Source organism: Phenylobacterium aquaticum, from assembly GCF_022695515.1.
GTDB classification, from domain to species: domain Bacteria; phylum Pseudomonadota; class Alphaproteobacteria; order Caulobacterales; family Caulobacteraceae; genus Phenylobacterium; species Phenylobacterium aquaticum.
In genome coordinates this window covers 1-18,254 of the sequence record NZ_JALDPT010000018.1, presented here as the reverse complement: position 1 = coordinate 18,254, position 18,254 = coordinate 1, and the positions used below count along the sequence as shown (strand labels likewise).

The window sequence follows — 18,254 nt, the reverse complement described above, 5'->3', positions numbered from 1 at the left end:
CCTAGGCGGACGCCGGGGCGGCTTCGTCGATCTCCGGCGGACGGCCGGACAGGACCTGATAGGCGACGGCGGCCGGCGCGGCGACGACGGTGTACCAGACCGCCGACAGCGGGGCGGCGAACACCAGATAGCCGATGGTGAAGGGCGTGAAATAGGCGGAGAGCGAGCTCTGGTCCGGGCTGAGCGCCTTACCCACGGCCTGCATGTCGCCGCCGTTCAGCAAGGCCGCCACCGCCGCGAAGATGGTCATGGCCAGCAGCATCACCACCACCATGCAGGCGATGGCCAGCACATAGGCCCCGGCCAGGGTCCAGGCATGGCCGCGGGTGATGCGCCAGGAATCGAAGATCGCCAGGCGGTTCTCGGCGAAGGTGATGGCCGGGGCGAGCGACAGGCGCACGGCGATGTAGGCCAGGAGCCCCATGGCGAAGAGTTCCGTCGCCAGGCCCACCAGAATGGCGGCCTGCTGGCCCGCCACCGAGGCCGCCAGCGCCACAAGGGCCGCGGCGATCGAGACCATGGTCAGCAGCACCATGCCGATCACCACATAGATCAGGGTGAGCAGGATCAGCCGCACCTCGTCCATGCCGAGCTTCAGATAGCCGAACCCATGGTCGGCGTGGCGCAGGACGATGCGATAGACCGCCGCCACCGTCATGCACTGGACCACCAGCCCCATGATCAGGAGGGGGCTCAGGGTCTCAACCGCCTTCCACAGGCCGTTGAGGTCCGGCTGTTCCTTGCCGCTGATCACCCCGAATGCGGCGCGCGCCTCGTCGCCCAATGAAATGGTGAGCAGCCCGCCGACAATGCTGACCGCAAAGGAGAACCCGCTCCAGATCAGGAAGGTCCGAGGGTTCTCGCGGGTGACACGGAAACCTTCGAGGGCGACATCGGTCGCCGACAGGGTGGTCATTTCAATTTCCTGGCCGACTTTGGAACGATCAACGAGTCGGCCGCTGCTTCGGATGCGAAATTAGGGTCCGCGCCCCTTCGCCCGCAAGGCCTCCCTCGCGAAGTGCGCGGATCGTTGCTAGTTAGCCACGCATGAGCATCACACCCATTCATGTCATCGGCGGCGGCCTGGCCGGTTCGGAATCCGCCTGGCAGATCGCCCAGTCCGGCGTCCCGGTCATCCTGCACGAGATGCGCCCCGTCCGCGGCACCGACGCCCACCAGACGGGGTCCCTGGCCGAGCTGGTCTGTTCCAACTCCTTCCGGGCCGACGACTGGACCGCCAATGCGGTCGGCCTGCTGCACGCCGAGATGCGCCGCCTGGGCTCGATCATCATGTCGGCGGGCGACCAGCACCAGGTGCCGGCCGGCGGCGCTCTGGCCGTCGACCGCGAGGGCTTCGCCGCCGAGGTCACCGCCCGGCTGGAGGCCCACCCCCTGGTGACCATCCAGCGCGAGGAAATCGCCGGCCTGCCGCCGGCCGAGTGGGACAGCGTGGTGGTCGCCACCGGCCCCCTCACCTCTCCGGCGCTCGCCGACGCCATCCTGCAGCTGACCGGCGAAGGCCAGCTCAGCTTCTTCGACGCCATCGCCCCGATCGTGAACTTCGAGTCCATCGACATGGGCGTGGCCTGGCGCCAGTCGCGCTATGACAAGGAAGGCCCCGGCGGCGACGCGGCGGCCTATATCAACTGCCCGATGGACAAGGATCAGTACGAGGCGTTCATCGACGCCCTGCTGGCCGGCCCCAAGGCCGAGTTCAAGGACTGGGAGCACGTCCCCTATTTCGACGGCTGCCTGCCGATCGAGGTGATGGCCGAGCGCGGCCGCGAGACCCTGCGCCACGGCCCGATGAAGCCGGTCGGCCTGACCAACGAGCACAATCCGCAGGAAAAGGCCTATGCCATCGTCCAGCTGCGCCAGGACAATGCGCTCGGCACCCTTTGGAACATGGTCGGCTTCCAGACCAAGCTGAAGCACAGCGCCCAGACCGAGATCTTCCGCATGATCCCGGGCCTGGAGAAGGCCGTGTTCGCCCGCCTGGGCGGCCTGCACCGCAACACCTTCCTGAACAGCCCCCGCCTGCTGGACGCCCAGCTGCGCCTGAAGGCCGACCCCCGCCTGCGTTTCGCCGGCCAGGTCACCGGGGTCGAGGGCTATGTGGAGAGCGCCGCCGTCGGCCTGCTGGCCGGGCGCTTCGCCGCGGCCGAGCGCATGGGCAAGCCGATCGCCCCTCCCCCGCCGACCACGGCGCTGGGCGCCCTGATCGGCCATATCACCGGCGGCCACCTGGAGGGCGGCAAGGGCAGCTTCCAGCCGATGAACATCAATTACGGCCTGATCCCGCCGATGGAGGTCGCCAAGCGCGACGCCGACGGCCGCCGCCTGGGCGCCAAGGAAAAGGGCCGCAACAAGAAGCTGGCGGTGGGCGAACGCGCGCTCGCCGACCTCGCCGCCTGGGTCGAGGGCCCGCCGGCTCTGGCCGCCGAGTAGGTCAGACCCGTCCGGTCACCACCGCCCAGAGCACGCGAGCCTGGGCGCCGAGATCGGTGGGCCGTCCGCCCTTGGCCCTCACCCGGGCCAGGGTGGCGTGGGCGATGGCCGGAAAGGCCGCGACGGACAGTCCCTTGGCCCCGGCGAGCGCCTTGCGCAGGGCCGCGTCAGCTTCGGCCCCCGTCAGCCCCGCCGTGCCCATGAGCCGCCCGATGGCCCAGGCCTCGCCGCCGGCCTGGGCGCGCGCCGTGTCGCTGTCGGCCTGCAGGATCCTGGCGGCCAGCCCGGCGGTCGCCCCACCCGTGTCCCGCGCCCAGTCCAGGGCCTCAGCGAGGTCCATGGGCTTGGCGTCGAGTTCGCGATAGCGGGCGTCGATCATCGCCTCCAGCGGCGCGCGCGGCAGGTCATGGCGGCGGATGACCTCGGCCAAGGCCTGGGCGACCGGGTGATGGCGTACGGGACGAGCCTCGAACACTTCGTCCAGCACCTCGCGCCACCAGGTCAGGCGGATCTCGCCGAGCAGCGGATTGCTGGCGACCTTCGGCGCGCGGGCAAGTTCATGGTCATAGGCGTAGAGCGCCACCACATCGGCGCGGGCCTGGGCGTCGGCGATGAAGCGGCTGGACAGCCAGCGGTCGGGATCGACCCGCTTCAGCTGGGCGTCGAGGTCTTCCACGGCGAGGATGGCGTCGGGGGATGCGTCGGTCATGTCTGAAAAGCAAAAGGCCCGCCGGTTGGGGCGGGCCTTCCGGTTCTAGCCTGGAATTCGGATCAGCCGAAGATGGTCTGGTTCATGGTCATGGTGACCAGCATCGGGATCGAAAGCAGGGTGTTGGTCCGCGAGAACAGCATCGCGGTGCGGCCGGCCTTGGCCTTGGCGTCCGCGTCGCCGTCAACGATGCCGAGCGCGATCTTCTGGTTCGGCCAGATGAAGACCCAGACGTTGAAGAACATCACGGTCGCCAGCCACATGCCGACGCCGATGAAGGTGTGCTGCGGCACCGAGAAGCCCTCCAGCGCGCCGAGCGTCAGCGCCTGGACCAGATAGCCGCGGTTCAGCGCCAGGATGATCCCGGCGACCCAGGTGAACAGCGCCGCCCAGCGGAACCAGAACAGCGCCGCGGGGGCGATGAACTTGGAGACCGCCGGCTTCAGCTCGGCCGGGATCTGGGCCATCTGGGGGATCTGCACGAAGTTGAAGTAATACAGGAGGCCGATCCACATGATCCCGCACAGCACGTGCAGGAAGCGGAAGACGCCCTGGAAGAAGATCGCGTCGGCCGCCCCGTTATGGGAGAGGTAGCCCGCGATCATGATGAGCGCGAGGATCGAGCTCACGATGATGGTGTTGCGAAGGTTGGAAAGTAGACCGGCCATGTATGCGCCCTCAAAAGTGTCCTGCCCTGTGGGCCAAGCTATAGGGCGTTTCGGCTGAGGCGGGAAGCCGCGCTTGATAGGCGATATCAGATGGCGATCAGGGCCGCTGCCAGACGCCGCCCCTCGGCGGTGAGCAGGTTGTAGGTCCGGGCCGCCGTCGGCGTGTCCATGAACTCCAGACCGATGCCCGCCCGGGCCAGGGCCTCGCGCACGGCCCGCGGCGGCTGGGCGTTGACCTGCCCTACCCCCAGCAGCACGAACTCGACCTCGCGGGCGCCCAGGCCGATCACCTCGGCGAATTGCTCGGGCGTAAGCTCGGCGAGGCTCCGCACCGGCCAGGGCCGCGCCTCATCCTGAAGAATCAGCACCGACCCGTCATGGCGGGCGCCGACAGGCGGAAGCCGCCGTCGCCATAGGCGTCCACCGACGGGGCGTTGCGGGCCATGATCAGGGCCGGGCGTTGGCCGGCTTCAGGGGCGTGGCTTCCTCGTCGCCGCGCTTCACACCCCACAGCAGGATGATCGGCAGGGCGACATAGATCGACGAATAGGTACCGATGATGATGCCGAACACCATGGTGAAGACCAGGGGGAAAAGCACCGGGCCGCCGAGGAACAGGGCGCCGGAGAGCGCCAGGATGGCCGTGGTGCCGGTGATCAGGGTCCGCGACAGACGCTCGTTCTCGGACTTGTTGATCACCTCGCCGAGCGGGGTGGTCTTGTACTTGCGCAGGTTCTCGCGAAGCCGGTCGAAGGTGATGACCTTCTCGTTCATCGAGTAGCCGATGACCGTCAGCAGGGCGGCGATGGAGGTCATGGAGAACTCCAGCTGCATCACCGACAACAGACCGAGCGTCAGCAGCACGTCGTGGAGCACGGCCACGACCGCGCCCAGGCCGAACTGCAGCTGGAAGCGGAACCAGATGTAGCCGAGCATCAGCAGGAGCGCGATGCCGAGCGCCATGAAGCCGGACTTCATCAGCTCGCCGGAGACCTTGGCCCCGACGGTCTGGACCTGCTTGAACTGGATGCCCGGGAAGGTCTTGGCCAGTTCGCGCTTCACCGTGTCGGTGGAATCGATGGCGCTGACGCCCTCATGCGGCCGGAAGCGGAGCATGGCGCCGTTGGGCCCGCCTAGACCCTGGACCTGAGCGTCCTCGCCGCCGACGCGCGACAGGGTCGCCCGCAGCTGGGCGATGGGCGCGGGGCCTTGGGTCTGCACCTCGATCAGGGTGCCGCCGACGAAGTCGATGCCGAGGTTCATCCCCTGCATGGCGAAGGACACGCCCGAGCCGATGATCAGCAGGGCGGAGAAGATCGCCGCAAAGGGGGCCAGGCCCACGAAGTTGAAATGGAACTCCCGGGGGAGCGTACGGATCAGGGGCCAGGCCATGGTCGGTAAGCCTCTAAACGATCGGCAGCGTCTTCGGCTTGGTGGCGCGATACCAGAAGCCGATGAGCAGTTGGGTGATGACGACGGCGGTGAACACGGAGGTCACGACACCGGTCAGGAGGGTGATGGCGAAGCCGCGGATCGGGCCGGAGCCGAAGCTCATCATGATCAGGGCCGAGATGGCGCTGGTGATGTTGGCGTCGATGATCGAGACCAGAGCCCGCTGATAGCCGTGTTCCAGGGCCGCCAGCGGAGTTCGCCCGGCATGGGCCTCGTCGCGGACGCGCTCATAGATCAGCACGTTGGCGTCGACGGCGACGGCGAGCGTCAGGATCAGGCCGGCGATGCCCGGGAAGGTCAGGGTGCTCTGGGTCATCGACATGAAGCCGAAGATCAGCAGCACGTTGACGATGAGGGCGATGGCCGCGAACACCCCGAACAGGCCGTAGGCCAGCACGATGAACACCAGGATCGCCCCGCCGCCGATGGCCAGCGAGATGGCCCCGGCCTTGATGGCGTCGGCGCCGAGCTCGGAGCCCACCGTCGACTGCTGTTCCGGGATCAGGGGCGCGGGCAGCGCGCCGGCCCGCAGCAGGATGGCCAGGTTGTTGGCGCTTTCCGGCGTGAAGTTGCCGGTGATCTGGCCGGAGCCGCCGGTGATCGCGCTGTTGATGACCGGCGCCGAGATCACCTTGCCGTCGAGGACGATGGCGAAGCGCTTGCCGATGCCGTTGATGGTCGCGTCGCCGAAGCGCTTGGCGCCCTGGCTGTTGAACTGGAAGTGGACGGCGGCGCCGCCCGACTGCTGGTCGAACACCTGATAAGCGTCGGTCAGCATCTCGCCGGTCACAAGGGCGCGCTTCTTGACCACATAGGCCGGCGCATAGTCGTCGCCGCTGGGCAGGACGACCGAGCCGGGGGGTGTGCGCCCCTGGGCGGCCTCGGCGGGGGTGACCGAGTCGTCGACCATCTGGAAGGTCAGCTTCGCGGTCTGGCCGATGATGTTCTTGAGCTTCTCGGGGTCGCTCTCGCCCGGCGCCTGGATCGCGATGCGATCGACGCCCTGGCGCTGGATCGCCGGCTCCTTGGTGCCGAGCGCGTCGATCCGGCGGCGGATGATCTCGATCGACTGGTCGACCGCCTTGCCCGCCTCCGCGTTCATCGCCTGCTCGACCAGGGCGATCTGCACGGTCTGGTTCGGGCCGGCGCTGACGGTCACGTCGCGACCGCCGGTCTTCATCTGCGAGCCGACGCCCTTGCGGACGGCGTTGAGCGCGTCGGTCATCTTGGTCGGGTCGGTGATCCGCGCCGAGACGACGCCCTGCGCCTGGCCCAGACCGCTGAAGTCGATGCCGGCTTCGGTCAGGGTGGTGCGGGTGTCCTCGATGAGGTTGGTCAGCTTCTCGGCGCGCAGCGCCTTGGTGTCGACCTCAAGCAGCAGATAGGAGCCCCCCTGGAGGTCGAGCCCCAGGTTGAGCGTCTTCTTCGGCAGGAAACCCGGCAGGGCGTCTCGCATGTTCTGCGGGAGAACGTTCGGCAGGGTGAACAGAACGCCGAAGATGATCGAAATCACCACGGCGATCGTCTTCCAGCGGGAGGGAGCGATCATCTAGGGGGGCCTTGCGTGGTGCGGGTCAGGCTTTGGAGTCGTTGGCCGGGGCGGGTTCGCCGCGCACCCGGACCTCGGCGATCATGCCCTTCACCACCTTGACGGTGACGCCGGTGGCGATCTCGAGGCCGACTTCCTTGTCTTCAACCCGCACGACCTTGCCGATCACGCCGGAGTTCAGGACGACCGTGTCATTGCGCTTCAGGGCCGCGAGCGTGGCCTGATGCTGCTTGGCCCGCTGTTGCTGAGGGCGGATCATCAGGAAGTAGAACAGCACGACCATGGCGACGAGGGGCAGCATCGGCCCCAGCTGTTCCATAAGCCCTCCAGCGCCGGCGGCGCCGGCTGCGGTCTGAGCAAAAGCGGGGGTGGCGAACATGGCCTCTCCGAAGCACGGGGACGGGCGCCGCGACGGGCCCGTTTTTCAAGTCGGCGGAAGCTATGCGTTCGCCCTCCGTTTTGCAATGGAACCTGCCTGCCGCTAAGCAGCAGCGCCATGGAACACCCGCTGAAATCGACCCTCGACCGGATCGCCGACGCCCTGGAGCGCCTGGCCCCGGCCCCGCCGCCCCGGCCAAGCTTCGAGGCGGCGCGACTTTTTCGTCATGACCCGGCCACGGGCGGCTTCGTGGCGGCGCCGGACTATCCCCTGCCCCTCGACTCGCTTGTGGGGGTGGAGCGGCAGAAGACCCAGTTCCTGAAGAACCTGGAGCGGTTCGCCGAGGGGCGGCCCGCCAATCACGTCCTCCTGTGGGGCGTGCGCGGCACGGGCAAGAGCTCGATTTCCAAGGCCGCCTTCATGGCCGTGGTCGCGGGCCGCCCCGACCTGAAGCTGGTCGAGGTCGACCGCGACCAGGTGACCGCCCTGCCCCCGCTGTTCGACCTGCTGCGCGCGCGGCCCGAGCGCTTCGTGGTGCTGTGCGACGACCTGTCCTTCGAGGACGGGGCGGCGGCGGCCAAGGCGCTCAAGTCGGCCCTGGAGGGCGGCGTCTCAGGTCCGCCGGCCAATGTGCTGTTCGTGGCGACGTCGAACCGCCGCCACCTGATGCCGCGGGGCCATTCGGAGGATCGCGGCCTGATCGCCACGGCCGAGGACGCCGAGGAGGAGATCAGCGTCTCCGACCGCTTCGGCCTGTGGATCGGCTTCCCGCCCATGGACCAGCCGACCTATCTGGAGGCCGTCGAGGCCTATGCGCGCCGCTATGACCTGATCGTCGCCGACCTGGAGCGCCGGGCCCTGCAGTGGTCGCAGCTGCGCGGCGGCCGCTCCGGCCGGGTGGCCTGGCAGTTCATCCGCGACCTGGCCGGCGAACTGGGCAAGGACCTGCCGCTGTAGCCGGGGTCTTCACCCACTTCTTGAACAGGTATTCCCCACGCCCTCCAAAAATGGAGAGCGTGGGAATATTTATGTTGTTATTCCGTTATTTAGCCAAAACCAGCTGCGGGTCGACCGGCTTGGCGCGTTCGTTGGCGGACGGCGCATAGCGGACCTCGAAGTGCAGCTGGGGTTCGCTGACCCCGCCGCTGGCGCCCGCCTGGCCGATCTGCTGACCCTGGACCACCTTCTGCTGCATCTTCACGTCGACCCGGGCCAGATGGCCATAGGCCGTGACCCAGCCGTCGGCGTGCTTGATCAGCACCAGGTTGCCGAAGCCCGGCACCTGGTCCCCGGCATAGACGACGTCGCCGGCCGCGGCCGAGCGGACGGCGTCGCCGGCGCGGGCGCGGATATTGATCCCGTCATTGCGCTGGCCGGTGCCCTTGGGCCCGAAGTCCGAGATGATGTCGCCGCGGAGGGGCCACTGGAAGCGGCCACGGCCGAGGGCCGAGATCTGGGACTCGGTCAGCTCCGAGGCCGACGGCGGGATCACCGCAGGGGTCGAGGACCCGGCCGGGGCGTCGTCGGGCCCGGCGTATAGGGCCGGGGCTGGGACGGCAGCTGGGGCTGGGTCTGAGGCGGCGTGTAGGGCGGTGGCGTATAGGGCGGCGGCGTATAGGAATTGTTCGGCGCCGGGGTCTCGGTGACGGTCTTGATCGTCTCCTTGATCGGGCCCTTGTCCTTGAAGCCGTCTGGCAGGGTCAGCTTCTTGCCGGGCTTGAGCGCGGCGGTCGGCTTCATGTCGTTTTCGGCGGCGAGCGCCTTGGGCGTGACGTTGAAGCGCTTGGCGATCAGGGCCAGGGTGTCGCCCTGCCCCACCACATAGGCCTTGAGCGTCTGCGGCGGGCCCTTGAGCTTGTCGCCCGGATGGATGTTGTAGGGTTCCTTGAGCTTGTTGAGCTTCACGAACTCCTGGCGGGTCATGTCGAAGCCGCGGGCGATGGCGTCGACCGCATCGCCCTTTTCGACCACGTGGATCGCGGGCGGGCCCTCGATCTCCACCACCTTGCCGGTGACGCTGAGCTTGGTGGTCGTGGTGGTGACGCTGGTCGGCCGCGCCGGCTCGGGCGGCGGCGTATAGGGCCGCGTCTCCGGCCCAGGCTGCGGCGTCGAGGGATAGGTCTGCGAGGGATAGGTCTGGGCCGGCGAGGTCGGGCGCGGCGCCGAGGGGCCGCCGGCGATCTGGACCTGGGTCTCGACCTTGATCGGGCCCTTGTCCTTGTAGCCGTCAGGCAGGATCAGCTTCTTGCCCGCGTTCAGCGGGGTGTGGATCGAGATATCGTTGGCGTCGGCGAGCGCCTGGCCGGTGACATTGAACCGCTTGGCGATGGCGTAGAGCGTGTCGCCCTGGCCCACCACATAGGCCTTGGCCTCGGTGGACGGGCCCTTCAGCACGTCGCCGGGATGGATGCGGAAGGGCGACTTGAGGTCGTTGTCCTCGGCCAGCTGCTTGCGGGTGGTGCCGAGGTCGCGGGCGATGGCGTCGAGATTGTCGCCGGACTTCACCTTGTGGGTCTTGGGCGGGCCGCCGATCGTGACGACCTTGCCGGTCACGGTCAGCTTGGTGACCGTCTGCATGACCGGCGGCGGCGGCTGATAGGCCGGGGGCTGATAGGCGGGCGGCTGGTAGGCCGGCGCCTGGGGCTGATAGGTCGAGGGCGCCGGCGCGGCGGGCGCGTCGAGGGGACGGCTCTCCACGGGCGGCAGTGGGCTGGCCTGGGGCGCGGGCGTCGTGTCCTGGGGCAGCGCCTGGGGCGCGCTCTGGTCCGGGGTCTGGGCCGGCGTGCGGATCGGGAAATTGGGTCGCGCCGGCTCGGTGGGCTGATCGGCGAAGGGCTCATAGGTGCTGCACGCCGTCAGCGCGCTCGCCGCCAGGAGGATCAGGACCAGTCGGGAAGGATAAAGCGTCATCGCCGCTCCGCGGGAGGCGTCCCTGGACGGCGCGTCGGCGGGGGGGCCGGCGGTCGGACAGGAGCGCGAATTTCAACTTGGGCGTCTCGGCGGACGGGAGAAGCTCCCTGCCGAGGACGTCCACGGGACTCAGTCGAGGCGTCAGGGTTTATGATGGGTTAAGCGTGACGCCAGCGCCAACCCACAAACGCGTAACATTCGGACGGACCGTCAGAGCTCGCGCGCCACCCCGTCCAGCAGCGGCACGAACCGAACCTCCGTCATCAGCTCGATGTCGAAGCCTCCATGCCCATCGCCGGTATAGCGTTTGAGCGTCTGAACCGGCCCCCGGCCGATCGGGGCGACCAGGATTCCGTTGGGTTTGAGTTGCGAAAGCAGGGCTTTCGGCTCATCAGGCGCCGCGGCTGTGACGAGAATGCGGTCAAAAGGCGCCTGTTCGGGCCAGCCCAGGCCGCCATCGCCGAACCGGGTGATCACATTGGTGAGACCGAGCGTCTTAAAGCGCGCCTCGGCCTCCTGCATCAGGGTGCGGTAGCGCTCCACCGTGTAGACCAGCCGCGAGAGCTTGGAGAGGATCGTGGTCTGGTAGCCGGAGCCGGTGCCGATCTCCAGCACCCGCGACCGGGGCTCGATCTTCAGGGCCTGGGTCATCAGGCCGACGATGAACGGCTGGCTGATGGTCTGGCCGCAGGCGATGGGCAGGGCCTGGTCCTCCCAGGCGCGCTCCTGGAACAGATCGGGCGTGAACAGGTCGCGGGGCGTGGACTCGATGGCGGCCAGCACGCCCGGGTCCGTCACCCCCTGCTTGCGCAGGGAGAGGATCAGGCGCGCCAGCCGGGTCTCCGGCGTCTCGGCCTCGGGGGTGTCCTTGTCCGCCATGGGCATCGTCTACCCCTTGGGCGCGCGCCGCCCAGCACGCCCTTGAGCGCATGCAGGGTCTCGCGGTGGGTCAGGTCGATATGGAGCGGCGTCACCGAGATGCGGCCCTCATAGATGGCCTTGAGATCGGTGCCGTCGGCGGGCACGGACCGCTCCTGGCGGAAGCCCATCCAGTAATAGTCGCGGCCGCGCAGGTCGGTGCGCTTCTCGGCCTGGCGGACATGGATGTCGCGGAAGGTCTGGCGGGTGACCTCGACCTCGGTGATGTCGGCGATCGGGCGGGCCGGGAAATTGACGTTGAGGATCACGTCCTTGGCCCAGCCGGTCTCCATCACCTTCTTGATGATGCCCGGGGCGAAATGGACCGACGGCGCGAACAGGTCGTGCTCCGAAAAGCTCTGGCCGGGAATGGGCCAGCTCATCTGGGAGAGCGCGATGGAGGGCACGCCCAGGGCCATGCCCTCGATGGCCCCGGCGACCGTGCCGGACATGGTGACGTCCTCGGCCAGGTTGGCCCCGCGATTGACGCCGGACAGCACCAGGTCGGGGCGCAGGCCGCCCATCAGCTCGGTCACCGCCATCATCACACAGTCCGTCGGCGTGCCGGTGGTGGCGAAACGGCGGGGATCGAGGGTGCGCACGCGGATGGGGTCCGACAGGGTCAAGGCCCGGCTGGCGCCCGACTGCTCGTATTCCGGCGCGCAGATCCAGATGTCGTCCGTGAGCGTCCGGGCGATGGTCTCCAGCGCCTCAAGCCCCTCGGCATGGATGCCGTCGTCGTTGGTGAGGAGGATGCGCATATCAAACCAAACCCGCTCGTCCCCGCGAAGGCGGGGATCCAAGCCGCGTTCGCGAAGGACGCAAGATCGCATTGACGCCCGCTGACTCAGCATGGGTCCCCGCCCGCGCGGGGATGAGCGGAATCTTATGGCTCACAGGTCACCGCCAATATGCGTCAGCCCCGGCAGATAGGGGTGCAGGGCCTGGGGAATGGCGATGCGGCCCTTCTCGTCCTGATAGTTCTCCATGACGGCGACCAGGGTCCGGCCGACGGCCAGGCCCGAGCCGTTCAGGGTGTGGACGTACTGGGTGCCCTTCTCGCCGGCCTTCTTGGTCCGCGCGTCCATGCGCCGGGCCTGGAAGTCCCCGCAATTGGAGCAGGAGCTGATCTCGCGATACTTGCCTTGCGACGGCAGCCAGACCTCGAGGTCGTAGGTCTTGCGGGCCGAGAAGCCCATGTCGCCATTGCACAGCAGCATGGTGCGGAAGGGCAGCTGCAGCGCCTTCAGCACGGCCTCAGCGCACCCCACCATCCGCTCGTGTTCGGCCTCGCTCTGGTCGGGCGTGGTGATGGAGACCAGCTCGACCTTATAGAACTGGTGCTGGCGGATCATGCCGCGGGTGTCGCGCCCCGACGCCCCGGCCTCGGACCGGAAGCTGGGGGTCAGCGCGGTGAGGCGCAGCGGCAGCTCCTCCTCCGGCGTGATCTGTTCGCGGACCAGATTGGTCAGCGAGACCTCGGCCGTGGGGATCAGCCATCGGCCGTCCGTCGTGTGGAACAGGTCTTCGGCGAACTTCGGCAGCTGGCCGGTGCCGAACATGGCGTCGTCGCGCACCAGCAGCGGCGGCGAGACCTCCACATAGCCGTGCTCGCGGGTCTGCATGTCGATCATGAACTGACCGAGCGCGCGCTCCAGCCGGGCCAGCTGGCCCTTCAGCACCGTGAAGCGGGCGCCGCTCATCCGGCCCGCCGCCTCAATGTCCATCAGCTTCAGGGCTTCGCCGAGATCGACGTGGTCCTTCGGGTTGGCGATGGCGTTGGGCTCGCCCCAGCGGCGCACCTCGACATTGCCCTCCTCGTCCGCGCCTTCCGGCACATCGGCCGCCGGCAGGTTGGGCAGGGAGGCCAGCAGGTCGCGCAGGGCCTCCGTCGCGGCCTTCTCGGCCTCGGTGTTGGCGGCGAGCTCGCCCTTCAGCGCCTCGACCTCGGCCATCAGGCGGCTGGCTTCCGCCTCGTCCTTCTTGGCCTTGGCCTGGCCGATCAGCTTGGAGGCTTCGTTACGGCGGCTCTGGCCGGTCTGCAGCGCGGTCTGGGCGGCGCGCAGGGCTTCGTCGAGCTTCAGGGCCTCCGACGAGGCGCCCGAACGGCCCTTCGCAGCCCATGCTTTCTCGTAAAGCTCAGGGTTTTCACGAAGGGCTCGGATGTCGTGCATGATCTCGCCGCCAGGGGGCCCGCAGGCCGTTGGGAATAAGCGGCTTTCTCTAGAGCGCGTCGGCGGGGGCGCCAACCTTCGTCACGCGCAGATCGCTAGACCGGCACGATATCCGTGCCGGCTTCGCGGCGCTTGCGGCGGAACTCGATCAGCTTCACGCACCAGATCGAAATCTCGTAGAGCAGGATGATCGGGGCGGCGAGCAGGGTCTGGCTGATCGGGTCGGGCGGGGTGACCACGGCGGCGACGATGAAGATGCCGACGATGGCGTAGCGGCGCATCTCGGACAGCATCTTGGCGTTGACCAGCCCGGCCATGCCCAGCAGGGCCAGGACCACCGGCAGCTGGAAGCACAGACCGAAGGCCAGCAGCAGGGTCGTGACCAGGGACAGATAGTCCGAGACCTTGGGCAGCAGCTCCACCGAGATCGCGCCCGCGCCCACGATCTGTTGGCTGAGCGAGAACCACAGGACGAAGGGCAGGATCATGTAATAGACGAGCGCCGCCCCCATCACGAACAGGGTCGGGGACGCGATCAGGAACGGCAGAAAGGCATGCCGCTCCTTCTTGTAGAGCCCGGGCGCCACGAAGCCGTAGACCTGCCAGGCCAGGACCGGGAAGGTCACGATCACGGCGCCGAAGCCGGCCAGCTTCAGCTTGGTGAAGAAGAACTCCAGCGGGGCGGTGAAGACCAGCTTCAGCCCCTGCCCCGCCACGCTCGGCACCTCCTTCAGGCCCACCAGGGCGAGCAGCAGGTCGAAGGCGCCGCCCTCGTGGGCGGGATGGGCGGGCGGCGGGCGCAGGTGCAGGAACACCTTGGCGCTCTCGATCATGTTGAGATGCTCGCCGCCGGCGGCCTGAGCCTGCTTCTGGGCCGCCAGCAGCTGGGCGGCGATCTCGAAGGGATGCAGCAGGGCGATATAGATCTGCTTGGAAAAGCCGAAGCAGATGGCGAAGCCCACCGCCAGGGCGCCGACGCAGATGATCAGCCGCTGACGCAGTTCAATGAGATGGTCGAGCAGAGGCGCGCGGGAGGCCTCGATCTCGTCGTCGTGGGAAGAACTCAAGCGACCGTCCCCGACTTCTTGCGCGGCGCGCGCTTGGTCGGCGCGCGGGCCTCGATATAGCCGATCTCCTGATCGGTCCCGCCCTCGACGGTCGGCGCGCGCTTCGCGCGCGGCTTGGCCGGGGCCTTCTTGGCGGGAACCTTGGCCGCGGTGATCTCAAGCGGCGGCGCAGGGGCCGGCTCGATCGGGGTCATCTGGGGCGCGGTCGTCTCGACCGCCAGGGACTCGGCGTCCGACTGGTGGCTCATCGGCGGATGGAACTGGACGCCCGACCCGCTCAGGCTGTCGCCGATCTCGTTGAAGATCTGATTCACGTCGCCATGACCCGTCGCCTGGGCCGCGGCGTCGCGGGCGGCCATGTCGAAGGTCTGGCCGCGGCGCATGGCCTCGACCTCCTTGCGCAGCTCATCCAGTTCGGACTGGCGGGCCATCTCGTCGAAACTGGCCCGGAACTCCGCGGCCATGCCGCGCAGCTTGGCGACGAACTGGCCGAGCTTGCGCAGCATCAGCGGCAGATCCTTGGGGCCCACCACGATCAGCGCGACCACGGCGATGAGGATCAGTTCCGACCCACCGACTTCGGGAAGCATGCGCTGGCCTTAAACGTGCAAACCCACGCCGGGGAGACCGGCGTGGGCGAAACCTGGTTGAACGCAGCCGATCAGCTGCGGACTTCTTCTTTCTCGCGCTCGGTGCGCGGGAGCGGCGTCGTGGTCGCGGCGGCCGACTTGTCGGTCACCTCGTCCTCGCCCTTCAGACCGTCGCGGAAGGCGCGAATGCCCTTGGCCGCATCGCCCATCAGTCCCGACAGCTTGCCGCCGCCGCCGAACAGCAGGGCGGCCACGCCGATGACGATGACCCAGTGAACCCAACTCAAACCGCCCATGGCGTCTCAACTCCTTCACGTCGGCGGCCATCCCTGGCCGCGCGCCCGCCCGTTGCGCCGCAATATAGAGACTTGGCGCGCCTGCCGCCATCCCTCCGCTCACGCGAGCCGGACTTCAAGCCTGATCGTCTGTTCCGAGAAAATCGATGTGGAATTCGGGGGCCGCCTCGTCGAGGTCGAGGGGGTCTTCGTCCGCCCCTCCCCGCCCGGATTGGGAATGGCGAAGTCCGGCGGCAGATCCAGGCTGAGCAGGCCGGCGGCCTTCATCTCGGCCATGCCCGGCAGGTCCGACAGGCTGGCCAGACCATAGTGCTCCAGGAAGGCGTCGGTGGTGCCGTAGGTGACCGGCCGGCCCGGCGTGCGCCGGCGGCCGCGCATGCGCACTAGGCCCAGCTCCAGCAGCACGTCCAGCGTGCCCTTGCTGGCCTGCACGCCCCGCACCGACTCGATCTCGGCCCGGGTCACCGGCTGGTGATAGGCGATGATGGCGAGCGTCTCCTGGGCGGCCTTGGAGAGGCGACGCGGTTCGTCACGCTCCTCGGTCATCAGGTGCGACAGGTCGGGCGCCGTCTGGAACCGCCAGCGGTCGGCCACGCAGACCAGCTCCACGCCGCGGCCCTCGTAGCGGGTCTTGAGGGCGGCGAGCCCTGCCTCGACCGAAGCGCCCTCCGGCAGGCGCTTGGCCAGGTCGTCCAGGCTGAGCGGGCCGGCGGCGGCGAACAGCAAGGCCTCGATCTGGCGCTCGATCAGGGTGGCGTCGCTCATCGCATGCCTCCAAGCTCCTCCCCCAGCGCGAAGCGCGACTTGGGGGAGGTGGATCGCCGCGTCGCGGCGAGACGGAGGGGGCCGCCGCAAGGCGGATGCAGCGGCTTGACCGAGACCGGCCTGCCAGCCGGCCCCCTCAGGCGCTTCGCGCCAGCTCCCCCAGTAGGGGAGCAGCCTGAGCTTTGGAAAATCACAGGCCCGCCCCCGCGCGGCGGGCGCGCAGATAGATGTCGGCGAAGGCCTCAAGCTGGCGGGTCTCCAGCGCGCCTTCCTTCACCAGCTCCAGGCTGGCCGACAGGGTGGAGGCGACATAGGAGGCGCGGCTCGGACCCGCCTCGCCCGAGGGCCGCGCGAAGCTGGCCGGCAGGGGCGCGACGCCGCTGAGCGGGGTCCAGCGGGACATGTCCGGCAGCATCTCGCGCAGGCGGTCGCGGGCGTCCTCCAGGGAATAGGCCTGGTGGCGGCTCATCGGCGTGTAGTGACGGCCCTGTTCCTTGCGGCGCTGGGCGATATAGGCGCTCATCAGGCCGTAGAGATCGCCCTCCAGCCGGCCGGACGGCACGACCTGGATGGCGTCGGGGTCGCCGCGCAGGAAGACGTCGCGGCCGAGCTGCGGCCGTTCCTTCAGTTCCTCGGCCGCCTTGCGCATGGCGTCGAGCTTCGCGAGTCGGAAGGCCAGCTGGGCGGCCATCTCCTCGGCCGGCGGCTCGTCGGCCTTGGGCCGCTCGGGCTTGGGCAGCAGCAGGCGGGACTTCAGATAGGCGAGCCAGGCGGCCATCACCAGATAGTCGGCGGCCAGCGAGAACCGCAGGCGCCGGGCCTGCTGCACGAAGGTCAGGTACTGGTCGGCGAGCTTGGTCACCGACAGCTTCAGAAGGTCGACCTTCTGGCTGCGGGCCAGCGCCAGCAGCACATGCAGCGGGCCTTCATAGCCGTCCAGGTCGACGATCAGCGCCTCGCCGTCGTCGGCGGCGGTGGTGGCGGCCTCGAAGTCGAGATTGGGCTGGAAGCTGCGGGTGTCGCTCATGGGGCCCAGCGTCCTTCGAAGCCCTTGTCGAAGCGCCGGCGCGCGGCGGCGACGTCGAACGGCGCGGGCGGGGTCGCGATGCGGGCCAGGGCGGTACGGGCCCGGCGGGCCGCGGGCCCGGCCAGGGGACGCGTGCCGGCGATCACCGCCTTCATCTCGTCCATGTCGCCATTGCAGTGCAGGACGATGTCGCAGCCGGCGGCGAGGCTCTTGCGCGCCCGGCTCTCGAAGCCGCCGCCCAGGGCCTTCATCGACAGGTCGTCGCTCATCACCAGCCCATCGAAGCCGATCGCGCCGCGGATCACCTGGTCGTGGACGGCGCGCGAGGTGGTGGCGGGGTGCAGGCTGTCGACGGCCGTGTAGACCACGTGCGAGGTCATCGCCATCGGCATGTCGGCGAGCGCCTTGAAGGGCGCGAAGTCCACGGCCTCCAAGTCCGCCAAGGGGGCGTCGACCACCGGCAGGTTCATGTGGCTGTCGACCCCGGCCCGGCCATGGCCCGGCAGATGCTTGATCACCGGCAGGACGCCGCCCTCGATCAGGCCCTCGCAGGCGGCGCGGCCCAGCTCGGCCACCCGGTCCGGCGTGGCGGCGTAGGCGCGGTCGCCGATCACGTCATGGGCGCCGGCCTGGGGCACGTCGAGCACGGGCAGGCAGTCGACGGTGATCCCGACGGCGGCGAGGTCATGGGCCATGAGCCGGGCGCCGAGACGCGCCATGTCGGCGGCGTCCTCCTCCGGCAGCAGGCCATAGGCCCGGCCGGGCGGATAGCGCCGCCAGTGGGGCGGGCCGAGCCGCTGGACGCGGCCGCCTTCCTGATCGACCAGCACGGGGGCGTCGGCGCGGCCCACGCAGGCGCGCAGGTCATCGGTCAGCCGCCGAACCTGGTCCGGCGCATCGACATTGCGCTTGAACAGGATGAAGCCCCAGGGCTGGACGTCCCGATAGAACGCCCGCTCCTCGGCCGTCAGGGCCTGACCCGCGCATCCCAGGATGGCGGCGTGGGTCGTCACTTCACGAAGCAGTTCTTACCCGCCGCCTTGAGCTTGTCGCAGAAGGCGGTGGCGTCGGCGCGGCTGGCGAAGCCGGTGACGGCCGTACGGTAGAGGGTGGCGCCGTCCTTCTGGATCGGCTCGACCTTCTTGCCCTTGCCGGCGACGGCGCCGGGCGCGATGCGGGCGGCGTCGTTCCACCCCTTGTCGGCGAGCGCCTGGGACGAGAAGGCGCCGATCTGCACCATGGCCGCGCCGGTGGCGCCGGCCGCGGGGGCCGGGACGGCGGCGGCCTTGGCGGGCGCGGTCG

Annotated in this window: 20 protein-coding genes and 1 pseudogene; 2 read left to right on the top strand and 19 right to left on the bottom strand. The window is 68.9% G+C overall.

The window, feature by feature from the left end:
• Position 1: 1 nt before the first annotated feature.
• Positions 2-916: a hypothetical protein gene (locus MQH10_RS14305; RefSeq protein ID WP_242564710.1), complete on the bottom strand. Its 915-nt coding sequence runs from the start codon at positions 914-916 to the stop codon at positions 2-4.
• A 131-nt stretch (positions 917-1,047) separates the two neighbouring features.
• On the opposite strand from MQH10_RS14305, the gene trmFO reads away from it, so the two are divergent.
• A complete protein-coding gene (gene trmFO / locus MQH10_RS14300) occupies positions 1,048-2,448 on the top strand; it encodes a methylenetetrahydrofolate--tRNA-(uracil(54)-C(5))-methyltransferase (FADH(2)-oxidizing) TrmFO (RefSeq protein ID WP_242564709.1) in 1,401 nt (466 codons plus the stop codon).
• A gap of 1 nt (position 2,449) precedes the next feature.
• On the opposite strand, the gene MQH10_RS14295 is transcribed toward trmFO, so the two are convergent.
• The 6 genes from MQH10_RS14295 to yajC all read right to left on the bottom strand — a co-directional run bounded on the left by MQH10_RS14295 (position 2,450) and on the right by yajC (position 7,145).
• Complete coding sequence (locus tag MQH10_RS14295; protein ID WP_242564708.1) at positions 2,450-3,157, bottom strand: squalene/phytoene synthase family protein; 708 nt, start codon at positions 3,155-3,157, stop codon at positions 2,450-2,452.
• Between the two features lie 62 nt (positions 3,158-3,219).
• Positions 3,220-3,825, bottom strand: coding sequence for a urate hydroxylase PuuD (locus tag MQH10_RS14290; RefSeq protein WP_242564707.1), 606 nt, complete (start codon positions 3,823-3,825; stop codon positions 3,220-3,222).
• Positions 3,826-3,911: 86 nt separating this feature from the next.
• Complete coding sequence (locus MQH10_RS14285; protein WP_242564706.1) at positions 3,912-4,193, bottom strand: MTH938/NDUFAF3 family protein; 282 nt, start codon at positions 4,191-4,193, stop codon at positions 3,912-3,914.
• Between the two features lie 79 nt (positions 4,194-4,272).
• On the bottom strand, positions 4,273-5,217 hold the full coding sequence (gene secF, locus MQH10_RS14280; RefSeq protein WP_242564705.1) for a protein translocase subunit SecF: 945 nt from the start codon (positions 5,215-5,217) through the stop codon (positions 4,273-4,275).
• 13 nt (positions 5,218-5,230) lie between these two features.
• Positions 5,231-6,826 (bottom strand): protein translocase subunit SecD, encoded by a 1,596-nt coding sequence (gene secD, locus MQH10_RS14275; RefSeq protein WP_242564704.1) that lies wholly within the window; start codon positions 6,824-6,826, stop codon positions 5,231-5,233.
• Between the two features lie 25 nt (positions 6,827-6,851).
• Complete coding sequence (yajC, locus tag MQH10_RS14270) at positions 6,852-7,145, bottom strand: preprotein translocase subunit YajC (protein WP_242564783.1); 294 nt, start codon at positions 7,143-7,145, stop codon at positions 6,852-6,854.
• A gap of 177 nt (positions 7,146-7,322) precedes the next feature.
• Here yajC and MQH10_RS14265 point away from each other — a divergent pair, with 177 nt between their 5' ends.
• Complete coding sequence (locus MQH10_RS14265; RefSeq protein ID WP_242564703.1) at positions 7,323-8,162, top strand: ATP-binding protein; 840 nt, start codon at positions 7,323-7,325, stop codon at positions 8,160-8,162.
• Positions 8,163-8,247: 85 nt separating this feature from the next.
• On the opposite strand, the gene MQH10_RS14260 is transcribed toward MQH10_RS14265, so the two are convergent.
• From MQH10_RS14260 to MQH10_RS14205, 12 genes and pseudogenes are all read right to left on the bottom strand, one after another.
• Positions 8,248-8,697, bottom strand: a complete 450-nt coding sequence (locus MQH10_RS14260; RefSeq protein ID WP_242564702.1) for a murein hydrolase activator EnvC family protein — start codon at positions 8,695-8,697, stop codon at positions 8,248-8,250.
• Positions 8,694-10,115: a LysM peptidoglycan-binding domain-containing protein gene (locus tag MQH10_RS14255; protein WP_242564701.1), complete on the bottom strand. Its 1,422-nt coding sequence runs from the start codon at positions 10,113-10,115 to the stop codon at positions 8,694-8,696. Before MQH10_RS14255 ends, MQH10_RS14260 begins: the two co-directional genes overlap by 4 nt.
• A 210-nt stretch (positions 10,116-10,325) precedes the next feature.
• Positions 10,326-10,994: a protein-L-isoaspartate(D-aspartate) O-methyltransferase gene (locus MQH10_RS14250; protein ID WP_242564700.1), complete on the bottom strand. Its 669-nt coding sequence runs from the start codon at positions 10,992-10,994 to the stop codon at positions 10,326-10,328.
• Positions 10,937-11,794, bottom strand: coding sequence for a 5'/3'-nucleotidase SurE (gene surE, locus MQH10_RS14245; RefSeq protein WP_242564699.1), 858 nt, complete (start codon positions 11,792-11,794; stop codon positions 10,937-10,939). The genes MQH10_RS14250 and surE overlap by 58 nt, the downstream gene beginning before the upstream one ends.
• Positions 11,795-11,926: 132 nt before the next feature.
• A complete protein-coding gene (serS, locus tag MQH10_RS14240; protein WP_242564698.1) occupies positions 11,927-13,207 on the bottom strand; it encodes a serine--tRNA ligase in 1,281 nt (426 codons plus the stop codon).
• Between the two features lie 95 nt (positions 13,208-13,302).
• Positions 13,303-14,274, bottom strand: coding sequence for a twin-arginine translocase subunit TatC (gene tatC, locus MQH10_RS14235; protein ID WP_242564697.1), 972 nt, complete (start codon positions 14,272-14,274; stop codon positions 13,303-13,305).
• The gene (tatB, locus tag MQH10_RS14230) at positions 14,271-14,864 is read right to left on the bottom strand and encodes a Sec-independent protein translocase protein TatB (RefSeq protein WP_242564696.1); all 594 of its coding nucleotides are present in this window, start codon (positions 14,862-14,864) and stop codon (positions 14,271-14,273) included. Before tatB ends, tatC begins: the two co-directional genes overlap by 4 nt.
• Before the next feature lie 71 nt (positions 14,865-14,935).
• On the bottom strand, positions 14,936-15,160 hold the full coding sequence (gene tatA, locus MQH10_RS14225) for a twin-arginine translocase TatA/TatE family subunit (RefSeq protein ID WP_242564695.1): 225 nt from the start codon (positions 15,158-15,160) through the stop codon (positions 14,936-14,938).
• Between the two features lie 115 nt (positions 15,161-15,275).
• Positions 15,276-15,925 (bottom strand): annotated as a pseudogene (scpB, locus tag MQH10_RS14220) (SMC-Scp complex subunit ScpB).
• Between the two features lie 190 nt (positions 15,926-16,115).
• Complete coding sequence (locus MQH10_RS14215) at positions 16,116-16,952, bottom strand: segregation and condensation protein A (RefSeq protein WP_242564694.1); 837 nt, start codon at positions 16,950-16,952, stop codon at positions 16,116-16,118.
• Positions 16,949-17,965, bottom strand: coding sequence for a beta-N-acetylhexosaminidase (gene nagZ / locus MQH10_RS14210; protein WP_242564693.1), 1,017 nt, complete (start codon positions 17,963-17,965; stop codon positions 16,949-16,951). The genes MQH10_RS14215 and nagZ overlap by 4 nt, the downstream gene beginning before the upstream one ends.
• Positions 17,962-18,254, bottom strand: a 293-nt coding sequence (locus MQH10_RS14205) for an SPOR domain-containing protein (RefSeq protein WP_242564692.1), incomplete at its 5' end; no start/stop codon positions are given. The genes nagZ and MQH10_RS14205, both read right to left, overlap by 4 nt.